The 14,417-nt window shown below is 29.9% G+C and carries 11 protein-coding genes; all 11 read left to right on the forward strand.

Translation table 11 applies throughout. From position 1 onward, the window contains the following. Positions 1-6: 6 nt before the first annotated feature. The 11 genes from ATO12_RS18205 (at position 7) to ATO12_RS18255 (ending at position 14,417) form a co-directional block, all read left to right on the forward strand. Positions 7-1,116 carry an N-acetyl sugar amidotransferase gene (locus ATO12_RS18205; protein WP_034244678.1) on the forward strand — a complete coding sequence of 370 codons (1,110 nt, stop codon included), beginning with the start codon at positions 7-9 and terminating at the stop codon, positions 1,114-1,116. A gap of 2 nt (positions 1,117-1,118) precedes the next feature. Beyond that, positions 1,119-2,318 (forward strand): O-antigen ligase family protein, encoded by a 1,200-nt coding sequence (locus ATO12_RS18210; protein WP_034244683.1) that lies wholly within the window; start codon positions 1,119-1,121, stop codon positions 2,316-2,318. Further along, positions 2,318-3,523 (forward strand): glycosyltransferase family 4 protein, encoded by a 1,206-nt coding sequence (locus ATO12_RS18215; protein WP_034244685.1) that lies wholly within the window; start codon positions 2,318-2,320, stop codon positions 3,521-3,523. The genes ATO12_RS18210 and ATO12_RS18215 overlap by 1 nt, the downstream gene beginning before the upstream one ends. A 99-nt stretch (positions 3,524-3,622) precedes the next feature. Further along, the gene (locus ATO12_RS18220) at positions 3,623-4,666 is read left to right on the forward strand and encodes a Gfo/Idh/MocA family protein (RefSeq protein WP_165583407.1); all 1,044 of its coding nucleotides are present in this window, start codon (positions 3,623-3,625) and stop codon (positions 4,664-4,666) included. Positions 4,667-4,670: 4 nt separating this feature from the next. Next, positions 4,671-6,791 carry a bi-domain-containing oxidoreductase gene (locus ATO12_RS18225; protein WP_034244690.1) on the forward strand — a complete coding sequence of 707 codons (2,121 nt, stop codon included), beginning with the start codon at positions 4,671-4,673 and terminating at the stop codon, positions 6,789-6,791. Continuing rightward, a complete protein-coding gene (locus ATO12_RS18230) occupies positions 6,773-8,356 on the forward strand; it encodes an alginate lyase family protein (RefSeq protein ID WP_034244693.1) in 1,584 nt (527 codons plus the stop codon). The genes ATO12_RS18225 and ATO12_RS18230 overlap by 19 nt, the downstream gene beginning before the upstream one ends. A 6-nt stretch (positions 8,357-8,362) precedes the next feature. Then, positions 8,363-9,556, forward strand: coding sequence for a glycosyltransferase family 4 protein (locus ATO12_RS18235; RefSeq protein WP_034244695.1), 1,194 nt, complete (start codon positions 8,363-8,365; stop codon positions 9,554-9,556). Between the two features lie 55 nt (positions 9,557-9,611). Continuing rightward, entirely contained in the window at positions 9,612-10,763 is a 1,152-nt protein-coding gene (locus ATO12_RS18240) for an MraY family glycosyltransferase (protein WP_051575935.1), read from the forward strand. Continuing rightward, positions 10,760-12,073, forward strand: coding sequence for a UDP-glucose dehydrogenase family protein (locus tag ATO12_RS18245; protein ID WP_034244699.1), 1,314 nt, complete (start codon positions 10,760-10,762; stop codon positions 12,071-12,073). The genes ATO12_RS18240 and ATO12_RS18245 overlap by 4 nt, the downstream gene beginning before the upstream one ends. A 2-nt stretch (positions 12,074-12,075) precedes the next feature. Beyond that, positions 12,076-13,047 carry a UDP-glucuronic acid decarboxylase family protein gene (locus tag ATO12_RS18250; protein WP_034244701.1) on the forward strand — a complete coding sequence of 324 codons (972 nt, stop codon included), beginning with the start codon at positions 12,076-12,078 and terminating at the stop codon, positions 13,045-13,047. 77 nt (positions 13,048-13,124) lie between these two features. After that, the gene (locus ATO12_RS18255; protein WP_131248857.1) at positions 13,125-14,417 is read left to right on the forward strand and encodes an O-antigen ligase family protein; all 1,293 of its coding nucleotides are present in this window, start codon (positions 13,125-13,127) and stop codon (positions 14,415-14,417) included.

The raw sequence follows: 14,417 nt of genomic DNA on the forward strand, positions 1-14,417 counted from the left end.
TTTAGTATGGATTATACAATCTGTAGCAGATGTATCATGGATACAAGTGACCCAGATATTATATTTGATGATAAAGGCATCTGTAATCATTGTAAACGATATGATGAGGTTTACAAAAAGAGAATTATATCATTAGAAGATCGTGATAGAAAGTTAAAGAAATTAGTTGATGATATAAAATTAACAGGAAAAGGAAAAAAATATGATTGTATAATTGGAGTAAGTGGAGGAGTAGATAGTACTTACATAGCTTATTTAGCTAAAAATCTGAAATTAAGACCATTAGCTGTTCATTTTGATAACGGGTGGAACTCGGAGTTAGCAGTGAGTAATATCGAAAAAACATTAAAAACATTAGATATTGATCTTTATACACATGTTGTGGATTGGGATGAATTTAAAGATATCCAATTGTCCTTTTTAAAAGCTTCTACACCAGATGCTGAAATACCAACGGATCACGGTATCATAGCTTTATTATTTAAACTTGCTGCAAAATTTAATGTTAAATACATATTAAACGGCCATAATTATGCAACAGAAGCTATTTTACCTTTGAAATGGGGATATGGGTATTATGATTCTAAATATATTAAAGATGTACATGGTAGGTTTGGGAAAAAGAAAATAAAAACATTCCCGATAATGGGGCTCCCTAAATTATTCATGTATACTCAAGTCAAAAAGATAAAAACAGTTTCGCCTCTTAATTACGTTGATTATAATAAAGAGAAAGCAATGAAACTTATTCAAGATGAACTAGGTTGGGTGTATTATGGAGGAAAACATTATGAATCTATTTATACACGGTTTTTTCAAGCATATATACTTCCTAGAAAATTTAATATTGATAAACGAAAAGCACATCTTTCTACACTAATAAATTCAGAACAAATAACAAGGGAAGAGGCTTTAGAAGAGTTAGCATTGCCTATTTTTCCTGAAAATGGACTTATGGAAGATAAAGAATATGTGATTAAAAAATTGGATATTTCTAAGGCAGAGTTTGAAGAATTAATGAATCTCCCAATCAAAGATTTTACCAGTTATAATACTATTTACGATTTAATGGAAAAATTGAAGGTATACAAAAAATATCTGGATTTTACCAGTTAGACATGGAACGTTATAAAGACTTCTTTTTTAAATTTGTTATAATTTATTATTGGCTCTTAAATTACTTCATTGGAGGTTCAGATAATGAAATAGAGAGGTTTTCTCCAATGTATTTTATGTTTACCTTACCAATTGTATTATATATAGTTGTTAATAGTCAATATATTTTCACTAGAGGGTATAATAAGAAAAACCTTCCATTAGTATTTCTTGTTTTATTTACTAGTGTAGTTTCTGTTTTACGTTTTGACTTGAGTACATTTATTAGTGTTAATCTACTTCTATTGACTATAGTTGTAATTATTAACTCAAAAGTTACGATACCTTTCTCTTTTATAAACAAATTATTTTTGTTTTCGGTTTTCGGTTCGATAATAAGTTATCATTTAGGGGTTAATGAATATGGGTACTTTCCAAAGTTTGGCTCTGTAGATTTAATGATTTATGGTGATGTCGGGTGGAGGATTTCTTTATTTCCATTACTGCCAGAAAGTGCTATGTTTAGTTTAATTGTTATTATAAATAATTTCTTTTATAATAAAAACAAGATTTCTCGTCTGTTTTATTTTTTGTTAGCAGGTTATTTTCTCGTTTTTGGAGGTTTAAGAACCAGTATCATTTTATTTGCATTCTTTGTACTTTTTATACTTTGTACTCGTTTTTTTAAGTTTGGATATCGTGCTTTTTATATTAATTTTAATAGCACTCTTATTGTACTATTTATATTGGCATTAAGTTTTCAAACTATAATATTATATTTTAATCAATTTGATAATGAGTTTGTTAATCAATTATTATTTAAATCCTCTCAAGGAATAAGCTCAAAAGAACAATTATATAATACTATTAGTCGAGTTTGGATTTGGGAAAAACATATTGACATATTTATGACAAATCCTTTGTTTGGTGTTGGTACTTATGAGTTTCAAGATTATGTAATAGATTCGAATTTAGCATATCAAAAAACTACAGGTTCTGAATCTTTTTTCACAAATTTATTAGCTCGTATAGGAGTATCTGCATTTTTATTATTCTCTTTCTTATATAAAGCGCAAAGAGCAGCTCTTTTAGATAAAAATAAATTAGTATATTTTTTAGTTTTAATACTATCTGTTATTGTGATATCGTATGGTAGTTTTTTTGTACCGTATAATTTTTTATTTCTCTTATACATAGGATTATTAAATATTAAATTAAAGTAATGACATTAAAAATTCTCTATATACATCATTGTGGAACACAAGGAGGATCATCTAGGAGCTTAAGAGAAATGATTCAGGCTTTTCCTGATAGATCAGTACAGCCATATGTAATTTCTCCGAAAGGTACAGCTGCAGATTATTTTGAAAAAGCTAACATTCCTGTAATAAGAACAATTGGGATTAGCCAATTTGATATGACGCAATTAGGTTACTATCGAAAATTGAGATGGTTAATTTTACTTAGGGAATTATTTTATATCCCTTTTACTATTATTGCTATTTTAAAAGCTAAATCTAAATGGAAGAATATTGACATAATCCACGTCAATGATATACAAAGTATCATTCCATTATATATAGCTAAATATTTTTTTAAAGCCCCAATTGTGTTACATGTAAGGTGCCCAATAATAAAAAAAAGAGGTAAAAGATTTCATTTTTTGAAAAGATTTATAAAGAAATATGTTGTCATTACTTTAGCAATAGATGAAACAGTTAAATATAGCCTCCCTGATGGTTTTAATGTTGAGGTAATTCATAATGGATTAATTATACCTAAAAAACAAAATGAAACAGTTTCAAAAAAGAAAAAAGATAAAATCACAATAGGAATGGTGAGCAATCTATTGGTTTTTAAAGGAGTTTTAGATTTTGTTGAAGCTGCCAGATTATGCAAAGAAAATAATATAGATGTAGATTTTACTATAATTGGTGGCAGGGTTTATAAAAAAAAGAGTATTATAGACATGTTACTGAAAAAATTTGGATTTAAGCATTTTGTGGATGAAAAAATATATAATTTGATAGAAGAATATCATTTGTCTAATTGTTTCAAAATAGAAGGATTTGTTCAAAACTTGGCAATAGCATATGATAAAATAGATGTTTTGTGTTTTCCATCTCATATTAATGCTGTTGGTAGACCTGTATTCGAAGCAGGATTTTTTAATGTACCCAGTATTGTAGCAATAGATGATCCTTATGATGATGCAATTGTAAATATGGAAACAGGAATAAGTATTACTCAAAAATCGCCAGAAGATATAGCAAAAGCAATTACTCATTTTTATAAAAATCCTTCAGAAATTAGAAGAATGGGAGAAAATGCTTATAAGCTAGCAGCAAAAAATTATAACATCCATGAAAATGCATCTCAGGTTTTAGATATATATAAGAATATTGTTAAAGAAAATGCCAAGCAATAAATGAGTTCATCAAATCATAGTTTTTTAAGCAAAAATAATATTATAAAAATTTACAGATTCTATAGACTTTATGGGTTTGCGCGTACATATGTAAAAACAATGGGGCGTTTACGCTTTAAATATATAATTACTATACCAATAGCGTTAATTAATAGAAAAAAACACGTGGGTATTATTGGGTGTGGGCAATTTTCATTCGCTACGATAGGATTTTTTTTAAGAAAAAATCAAGGATCTGTAATAAAAAAAAGTTATGATATAAATTTTAAGAATAGCTATACTTTTTCAAGGTATTATAAAACTTTTTCTGTAAATAGGGTTGAAGAAATTATTGATGACCCTGAAATATCCCTTGTTTATATTGCTTCTAATCATGCCTCTCATACAGATTACGCTATTATGGCTATAGAAAAAGGGAAGGATGTATATATCGAAAAACCAATTAGTACTTCTTTTGAACAATTTACCTTATTAAATGAAGTAATTTCCAAAAAAACATCTAATGTGTATGTAGGATATAATAGACCTTTTTCTAAAGCTATTAAAGAAATAAAAAAACTTATGCCTGAAGAAAGGTCTCCTATTACTTTAAATTGTTTTATTATTGGTCATGTAATACCAATAGAGCATTGGTATAGAAAACCTGGTGAAGGGACTAGGGTATGTGGTAACCTTGGACATTGGATCGATTTATCAGTTCATATTTTATCTTCATATGAAATACCTAATCAATGGGATATTAGTATAACATACAGTAATAAAAATGAATCTGATGATAATTTGACAGTAACAATAATTACAGAGCAATCAGATTTAATAACACTAACTTTAACTTCACGCGATGAACCTTTTGAAGGAATCAATGAATCGATAAATTTGCAGATGGGAAATTTGATTGCTAAAATCGATGATTTTAGAAAAATAAATATCTGGCAAGGCGAGAAATTTGTAAGAAGAAAATATTTTCGTAAAGATGTAGGACATAAAAAAGCAATATTACAACCTTTTGAAAAAGACAGAAGACAATGGAAAGAATTAAAAATCAGTACATTAATTATGCTTTTTATTGCAGAAATGGTAGAAAACAAAGAAGAAAGATCTACTTTCGAATTAAACAAAATTATTAGTCGTTATAGCGTATAAGGAAATGAAACAAATCATACAAGACCTTAAAAACGGAGAAACAATCTTAGAAGAAGTACCTGTACCTATGGTAAAGTCTGGGCATGTATTAATTAAAACAACTAAGTCTCTGGTATCTTTAGGTACAGAAAGAATGTTGGTAGAATTTGGTAAAGCTAATTTTATCCAGAAAGCACGCCAGCAACCAGATAAGGTAAAAATGGTTTTGGATAAAGTAAAAACAGATGGTCTTAAACCTACTATGGATGCTGTTTTTAATAAACTCAATCAACCGTTACCATTAGGATATTGTAATGTAGGTGAAGTTGTGGCTGTAGGCAGAGGGGTTACAGAGTTTAAAGTAGGGGATAGAGTGGCTTCTAATGGTAATCATGTTGAATATGTAAATGTTCCTAAAAACTTAGTAGCTAAGATCCCTGATAATGTGACAGATGAAGAGGCTGCTTTTACAGTAATAGGATCTATAGGTTTACAAGGAATTAGATTACTAAACCCAACGTTTGGAGAAACAATCGTAGTAGTTGGTTTAGGACTTATTGGCTTGGTTACCGCCGAGTTATTATTAGCAAATGGATGTAATGTTATTGGTTTTGATTTTGATCCCGAAAAAATAAGGATTGCAAAAGAAAAAGGAATTGTAGCAATTAATCCAGCAGAAGGAACAGATCAGGTAAAATTTGTAGAATCGTATACCAATGGGATTGGTGCAGATGGTGTGATCATTACAGCATCAAATAAAAGTAATGAGATCATTTCGCAATCTGCCAATATGTGCAGAAAGAGAGGTAGAGTAGTTCTTGTAGGAGTTATTGGGTTAGACATTAGTAGAGCAGATTTTTATGAAAAAGAAATTTCTTTTCAGGTATCTTGTTCTTATGGACCAGGGAGATATGATGAAGAATATGAACAAAAAGGGAATGATTATCCGATTGGTTATGTACGATGGACAGAGAAAAGAAACTTTGAGGCCATATTAACTGCAATTTCTAAAGGAACATTAGATGTAAAACCATTAATCACAGAGCGAATACCATTACAAGAGTATCAAAAGATTTATGGCGATATGAAAAACTCAAGATCGATTGCCTCGATTCTAGAGTATGACAGTACCGAGATACCTAAATCAACGGTCTCTGTTACACAAAAATCATTTGAAGGTAAAAAAGGAGTAATCGGTATTGTCGGTGCAGGTAACTTTACAAGCTCTACCATACTTCCTAACCTGAAAAAAATTAATGCAGATATAAAATATATAGCTAGTTCTGGAGGGTTATCATCTACAATTATGGCCAAACGCCATAGTATTGCTAATTCAACCTCCAACTACAAAGAAATTTTAGAAGACAATGATGTTGATTTAGTATTTATCACTACACAGCACAATATGCATGCTTCAATGGTTTTAGAAAGCCTCAAAGCGAGTAAAAGTGTTTTTGTTGAAAAACCACTAGCACTTACAGGTATAGAGCTTGAAGAAATCATAACAGAATACAATGCTCAAAGTGTAAACGTTTCAGTTGGATTTAATAGACGTTTTGCACCTTTAGCAAAAAAGATGAAGAAGCTTTTAGGAAGTGACAATACACCAATTAATATTGTTGCTACAATGAATGCTGGTTTTATTCCAGCCGACGTTTGGGTACACGATATGGAAGTTGGTGGCGGAAGAATCATTGGCGAAGCATGTCATTATATCGATTTATGTACTTATTTCGCAGGTAGTAAAGTAACAGCAGTTTGCATGAATGCAATGGGTTTAAATCCTGAAGAAAATACAGATAATGCCAGTATTCTTTTAAAATATGAAAACGGAACCAATGCTGTAATCAATTACTTTGCAAATGGAAGCAAAGCATACTCCAAAGAACGTGTTGAAGTGTATTCTCAAGAACGTACTTTAATAATGGATAATTGGAGAAAACTAAAAGCGTTTGGTTTTAAAGGAGGTAAAAATACTTCGTCAAAACAAGATAAAGGTCATTATAATCAGTTTAATGAGCTTATTAAACAACAGCAAAAAGGAGGAAAGCCAATCATTCCTTTTGAAGAGATAGTAAATACAACAAAAGCATCTTTTGCAGCTATAGAATCTCTTAAGCAAGGAAAATGGATCGAAGTAAACTAATATTACTTATACATACGGTAAAATACCTTCGATTTAAACAGATTTATTATCAACTGTATTATTTGATTCGCAATAAGTTTTTTAAAAGGAAGTATACAAAGCAGTTAAAAAAAGAAATTCATCCTTTAAATTGGAAGGACTCATTTTTGTATCCAAATAGTTTTACAAAAGAAAATAAGTTTACATTTCTTAATTTACCCCACCAGTTTACAGATAAAATAGATTGGAATTATGCTAATTTCGGAAAACTGTGGACGTATAATCTGAATTATTTTGATTTTTTAAATCAAAAAGATTGTTCTGTAAACGAAGGTTTAGCGTTGATTAATGATTATATAGAAAATGAAGTCAATTTAAAAGATGGGAAAGAACCTTACCCTATTTCATTAAGAGGTATTAATTGGATTAAGTTTTTATCCAAAAATAAAATCTCAAATATTGATATTGATCAGACCTTATACAATCATTATGAGACTTTAATTCACAATCTAGAATATCATTTGCTGGGAAATCATTTATTAGAAAATGGATATTCATTATTGTTTGGAGCATATTACTTTAAGGATGAAGTTTTGTATAAAATTTCAAAACGAATTTTAATTAAAGAACTTAACGAACAAATTTTATACGATGGGGCGCACTTTGAGCTCTCACCAATGTATCATCAAATTTTATTACATCGCTTATTAGATTGTATTAATTTAGTTCAAAATAACCTATGGAAAGAAGATAAATTATTACTTTTTTTAGAAAAAAAAGCAATTAAAATGATTTCGTGGTTAGAAGAAGTAACATACCACAATGGCAACATACCCATGGTGAATGATAGTGCCTACAATATTGCTCCTACATCCCAACAATTATTTGAGTATGCTATAAAACTTAAGCTAAACTGGAATAAAGGTAATCTTATGGACTCTGGTTATAGAATGTTAAAAAACGAAAGTTATGAACTTTTTGTAGATGTAGGTGATATTGGACCAAAATATCAACCAGGTCATGCTCATTCTGATACTTTTAGTTTTGAATTATATGTAAAGAACAAGCCTATACTAGTAGATCCTGCAATTTCTACCTATGAAAAAAATGATAATAGATTAAAAGAACGAGGAACAGCATACCATAATACCGTAAAAATAGGAAATCAGGATCAGACACAAGTCTGGGACGGATTTAGAGTGGCAAAAAGAGCGAAAGTTATTGATCTAAAAGAAAAAGAAAGTATCCTTGAAGCTACTCATAATGGGTATAAAAATTTGGGAGTTACACATACCAGAAGGTTTTCTTTCCAGGAATCTAAAATCTTAATCAAGGATACAATTTCTAAAGAAATTAATACAGAACAAGTTGCTTTTTTTCATTTTCATCCAGATATAAAGAAAGTTGAGATTTCAGGTGCTCAAATATATTTACCAAATGAAAATGTTGGAATAAAATTTGATAACGAATTATTAAATCTCGAAACAGAAAATTATGAGTACGCTTTAGGATTTAATAAGAAAAAAACAGCTAAAAAAATAAAAGTGTATTTTAAAACCACTTTATCGACCACTATAAGTATATAAAATATAATGAAATTACTTTTCCTGACTGATAATTTTCCTCCAGAGGTTAATGCTCCAGCAACAAGAACATACGAACATTGCAGAGAATGGGTAAAAAGCGGTATAGATGTTACAGTAATTACTTGTGCTCCAAATTTTCCAAAAGGAGAAGTGTTTACAGGATATAAAAATAAATTGTATCAAAAGGAAATAGTAGATGGTATAAAAGTTATTCGTGTTTGGACGTACATATCTGCCAATAAAGGGTTTTTAAAACGAATTCTGGATTATATGAGTTTTATGTTCAGTTCCTTTCTTGTTGGATTATTCATTAAAACAGACCTTATTGTAGCTACTTCGCCTCAGTTTTTTACAGCAATTTCAGGTCGATGGTTAGGATTTTGGAAGCGTAAGAAATGGATTATGGAAGTAAGAGATTTATGGCCTGAGTCAATAAAAGCTGTTGGAGCTATGAATACAAATCCTGCCATACGTTTTTTTGAATTTCTTGAAAGAAAGATGTACAAAAAAGCGTATAAAATTGTAGTTGTGACCGATTCTTTCAAAGAAATTTTATCTAAAAAACATCATATTGAAGAATCAAAAATAGAGGTGATCAAAAATGGTGTAAACACCACATTGTTTACTCCTATAGCTAAAGAAAAAAAGGTATTAAAAAAATTAAAATTAGAAGATAAAGTAATAATTGGATATGTTGGGACACATGGTATGGCACATGGTCTGGATTTTATTTTGAAATGCGCTCAAAAAATTGAAGATAAACAAATACATTTTTTGTTTTTGGGAGATGGAGCAAAAAAAGAAGAGCTATTACAACTTAAAAAAGAACTAAAATTGGATAATGTTACAATGTTGCCCTCGGTTTCAAAAAAGGAGGTTGTAGATTATATTTCAATTATTGATATCGCTTTGGTAAATCTTAAAAGATCTGATACATTTAAAAACGTATTACCATCAAAAATATTTGAACTATGTGCAATGCATAAACCCATATTATTAGGTGTTGAAGGTGAAGCTAAAAAATTGATAGAAAAGTATAATGTAGGAGAAACCTTTGAACCAGAAAATGAGAAAGATTTTTTGAATAAAGTCGTGATTTTGAAAGATTCACAAAATAAAAAAGAAAATTTTGAAAGCCTTATCAAGGATTTCGATAGGAAAAATCTGGCAAAAAAAATGCTTATGTTTATTGAAGATTAAATTTTAATCTAAAAACTTTCTCTACTTTTACCATATTTTCAAAATTTATAGCGAGTTGAATTTTTTAGAAACAGCAGTATTAATTTTTATAGGATCATTTTTGTTGACATATTTAACAATACCTAAAATTATAGGTGTTGTTTCGTATAAGAGATTAATGGATGCTCCCAATGAAAGAAGTTCTCATAAAATACAAACACCTAGTTTAGGAGGTGTAGCTTTTTACTATACATTAATAATAGGTTTATTCTTTATTAATAGTTGGGATACCAATGGTGAAATTATACATATCATTCCCGGACTTACGATTTTATTTATTATTGGGCTTAAAGATGATTTGGTGGTTTTGTCTCCTGGATCTAAGTTAATTGCTCAGCTTGTAGCAGTATCTTTTGTTGTAGCAAGTAGTGGTTTTACAATACACTCTTTGAATGGTTTTTTTAATATAGAAGAAATACCATATTATATTTATTTTCTTATTGCTGTATTTATTATGGTAACTATAATAAATTCATACAATCTTATAGATGGTATAGATGGTTTAGCTTCTATAGTGGGTATAGTTATTTTAATTATTTATACAACGATTTTTTATTTTACTAAAGAGTATTTTTATGCATTAATAACAATTAGCTTAAATGCCTGTTTACTTGCATTTTTTGGGTATAATGTATCATCGACCAAAAAAATATTTATGGGGGATACCGGATCATTAATTGTTGGATTTGTAATTAGTATTATGACGCTAAAATTTTTGGCCCTAAAACCATCTTCTTCTGCAGAATTACCGTTCTTTTTAGAAAATATTCCGTTGATTGCTATAAGCATTCTTATCGTTCCACTTTTTGATACAGCTAGAGTTTTTGCTATAAGAATTGCAAATAAGAAAAGTCCATTTTCACCCGATAGGAATCATACGCATCATGTTCTTATAGATTACTGGGGTTTATCTCATAAACAAGCTAGTTATTTAATAGGTGGATTTAATATAATTTTTGTAGTATTATTTATTGTTTTGGGTAGTACCGCCAAGAATTTATGGTTATTCATAACGTTGTTGGTTAGCGTAATAATTTTGAGCTTTATTTTTTTCAGATTTAATTATAATTTTACTTCATTGAAGCAAAAGATTCTGTTTAGAAGAAAAGTAAAAGCCATGAAAGAAAATTTGAAATCAAAAACAAAAAAGGATAAAGGCAATAAATGAAGATAGCAGTAATAGGTTCTGGATATGTTGGATTGGTTACAGGAACCTGCCTTGCGGAGACGGGGAATGAAGTTGTGTGTATCGACATAGACAAGAGTAAAGTTCAAAAATTGAGTATGGGTGAAGTCCCTATTTATGAACCACACCTAGATATATTGTTTGATAGAAATATAAAAGCTGGAAGACTAAAGTTTACGACTTCTCTAAAAGAAGGCTTAGAACATGGAGAGGTTATCTTTTTAGCATTACCAACTCCAGAAGAAGAAGATGGTTCTGCAGATTTATCATATGTTCTTGGTGTTGCAGAAGATATAGGGAAGTTACTCAATGAGTATAAGGTAATAGTAGATAAGAGTACTGTTCCCGTTGGGACAGCAGAAAAAGTTCGAGATACCATTGCAAAATATGCAACATGTGATTTTGATGTAGTTTCAAATCCTGAGTTTCTTAGAGAAGGTTTTGCAGTAGATGATTTTTTAAAACCAGAACGAATTGTTGTGGGGTCAAGTTCTGATAGAGCAATAGAGCTTATGAAAAAATTATATAAGCCTTTTGTACGATCTGGTAACCCTATAATAGTGATGGATGAAAAATCCGCAGAACTTACTAAGTATGCAGCAAATTCTTTTCTGGCAACTAAGATTACATTTATGAATGAAATCGCAAATTATTGCGAAAAAGTTGGTGCAGATATCGATAAAGTGCGAATAGGAATAGGAACAGATTCTAGGATTGGGAAACGCTTTTTATTTCCAGGTATAGGATATGGCGGTTCTTGCTTTCCAAAAGATGTAAAAGCGCTTCATAAATCAGGTAAAAATTCGCAATATGATTTTAAAATTCTTGATGCAGTAATTAGAGTAAATGATAGTCAGAAAATTGCATTATTACCAAAGATCAATACATATTTTAATAATAATCTGTCTAACAAAACATTTGCAATATGGGGATTAGCTTTTAAGCCAGAGACAGACGATATTAGAGAAGCTCCCGCATTATACCTGATTGATGAATTGCTAAAAGAAGGGGCAAAGATTAAAGCATTTGATCCAGAGGCAATGAAAAATGTAGCTCATAAATATGGAGATAAGATCGATTTGGTTACTACGATGTATGAAGCGGTCCAAAATGCAGATGCACTAATTATTTGTACAGAATGGAGTATTTTTAGAACTCCCGATTTCAATAAAATAAAAGAAGGATTAAAAACCCCTTTAATTTTTGATGGAAGAAATCTTTATGATATTGTTGATATAGAAAAAGAAGAAATTTCCTATTTTTCTATAGGGAGAAAAGATATTAAATTATAACTATGCAAAAGGTTCTCATTACAGGAGCAGCAGGGTTTTTAGGATCTCATCTTTGTGATCGGTTTATTGAAGAAGGTTTTCATGTGATTGGTATGGATAATCTAATCACAGGTACTTTAAAAAATATTGAACACCTGTTTAAGTTAAAGCATTTTGAGTTTTATCATCATGATGTAACCAAATTTGTTCATGTTCCTGGTGCATTAGATTATATATTGCATTTTGCATCTCCTGCTAGCCCTATAGATTATCTTAAAATCCCTATCCAAACATTAAAAGTAGGGTCATTAGGAACACATAATCTACTTGGCCTTGCAAAAGAAAAAAATGCTAGAATTCTTATTGCATCCACTAGCGAGGTTTATGGTGATCCTCTAGTGCATCCGCAAAGTGAAGATTATTATGGTAATGTTAATGCAATTGGACCTAGAGGTGTATATGATGAAGCAAAACGTTTTCAGGAGTCAATCACAATGGCATACCATACCTATCATGGTTTAGAGACAAGAATTGCACGTATCTTTAATACCTACGGCCCAAGAATGCGATTAAATGATGGTCGGGTAGTGCCAGCATTTATTGGGCAAGCATTAAGAGGTGAAGATTTAACTATATTTGGCAATGGATTACAAACCCGATCCTTTTGTTATGTAGATGATTTGGTAGAAGGAATTTATAGATTGCTTTTTAGTGAGTATGTATACCCCATAAATATAGGTAACCCAGACGAGATTAAGATCAAAGATTTTGCTGAAGAAATTGTAAAACTTACCGAGACACACCAAAAAGTAATTTATAAACCATTACCAATTGATGATCCGTTGCAACGACAACCCGATATTGGTAAAGCAAAAGAAATTTTGGATTGGCAACCAAAAACAAGTAGATCAGAGGGAATGAAATTAACTTTAGATTATTTTAGAAGGTTTTCTGAAGAAGAGCTTCAAAAGAGTGAACATAGAGATTTTAAATAAAACCTTTTTTGTCGATACATTATCATAATACAACTCTTTAAAAATCGTTAACTACCTCATAATATATCTTATAAAAAGTGCAACTAGTTAACATAATAACCCAGGCTACCAACATGTTTTATAAAGAAGATCATTGGGTGGTAATGACCTTTTGGAACAGCTTGTATATTGCCTTTTTTTTACTACCACTAGGTATCAATCTCCCAACTCCATTTTTTATAATTTCGATCGTTTTTGGGATTGGTATGATGTTTAGAACCGAAAAGAAATTTGTTCTGGATAAATCATTGCTGCTTTTTCCATTATATTTTATTGTGATGTCTTTGGGATTGATTTATACTGATAATTTGATCAGTGGATTCGATTTGGTACAACGATCCCTTTCATTATTATTATTTCCCTTAATTTTTCTATTTGTTAAGGAAGATGCTGCTACAGTAAAAAAACTATTTGACTTTTTACTTATGGGGCTAATTGTTTCATTTTTTATTAATGTTTTTAAGGCAGGTAATAGCTTAACATGGCATATTATTGATGAAAGAGAAAGTATAGAAATTCTTGTATTTATAGAAGGGATTGTAAAAAATTGGCATTACTTTTTTGTAGGATCTCTATTTTCCAGATCAGTTAATGCTAATTATATTTCTATATACATATTACTGGTATTAAGTTATTACCTTAAAAACAAGTTGAAATCTCGAATACAACTTGCAGTAGTTATTCTTTTATTCCTGTATCTTTTTTTATTGGCTTCAATAGCGGCCTATCTTATTTTGTTTGTAATGTCGATATTATTGATTTTTGATATTACTGATAAACAAAAGAAATATACGATGACCATTATTTTTTTGATGGGATTATTATTGTTTTTAAATAACCCAAGGGTATTTGATTTTTATTCCAGAATAAAAGATTTTAGTAATGTAAGAGAATATTATGATACCACAGCATCAGAAAAATCAAGACTATTGGCATGGGATGCTAGTATCAAATTGATTAAAGATGCTCCTGTATTTGGCTATGGAGTTGGAGATGCAAACGATGTTTTAGTTGAGAAATATAAAGAATTAAATTACATTCTTAATTACAAGAGCAAGTATAATGCGCACAATCAGTTTCTGCAGACCTATTTACAAACAGGCATTGTTGGGTTTGGGGTTTTGGTATGCATTTTTGTCATATTAGCAATGCGTATGAAAAGAAGTAGAAATGAATTTTCAGTCTTTTTGATCCTTTTTATATCATTAATGTTCGAATCTATGTTAGTTCGATTTAATGGTATTGTATTCTTCTCTATTGTCACCCCTTTACTTTTAAAAAAGAGAAGTATTTTAAGTAGTAGGATTATTCGCAATGATAGTAGTGAATAA

The sequence above is a fragment of the Aquimarina atlantica genome (genome assembly GCF_000626715.1).
Classification (GTDB): Bacteria; Bacteroidota; Bacteroidia; order Flavobacteriales; family Flavobacteriaceae; genus Aquimarina; species Aquimarina atlantica.

What these genes read in the sequence shown, in the direction of transcription:
- ATO12_RS18205 (WP_034244678.1), top strand. Translation starts at nt 7, where the DNA reads ATGGATTATACAATCTGTAGCAGATGTATCATGGATACAAGTGACCCA.
- ATO12_RS18210 (WP_034244683.1), top strand. Translation starts at nt 1,119, where the DNA reads ATGGAACGTTATAAAGACTTCTTTTTTAAATTTGTTATAATTTATTAT.
- ATO12_RS18215 (WP_034244685.1), top strand. Translation starts at nt 2,318, where the DNA reads ATGACATTAAAAATTCTCTATATACATCATTGTGGAACACAAGGAGGA.
- ATO12_RS18220 (WP_165583407.1), top strand. Translation starts at nt 3,623, where the DNA reads ATGGGGCGTTTACGCTTTAAATATATAATTACTATACCAATAGCGTTA.
- ATO12_RS18225 (WP_034244690.1), top strand. Translation starts at nt 4,671, where the DNA reads ATGAAACAAATCATACAAGACCTTAAAAACGGAGAAACAATCTTAGAA.
- ATO12_RS18230 (WP_034244693.1), top strand. Translation starts at nt 6,773, where the DNA reads ATGGATCGAAGTAAACTAATATTACTTATACATACGGTAAAATACCTT.
- ATO12_RS18235 (WP_034244695.1), top strand. Translation starts at nt 8,363, where the DNA reads ATGAAATTACTTTTCCTGACTGATAATTTTCCTCCAGAGGTTAATGCT.
- ATO12_RS18245 (WP_034244699.1), top strand. Translation starts at nt 10,760, where the DNA reads ATGAAGATAGCAGTAATAGGTTCTGGATATGTTGGATTGGTTACAGGA.
- ATO12_RS18250 (WP_034244701.1), top strand. Translation starts at nt 12,076, where the DNA reads ATGCAAAAGGTTCTCATTACAGGAGCAGCAGGGTTTTTAGGATCTCAT.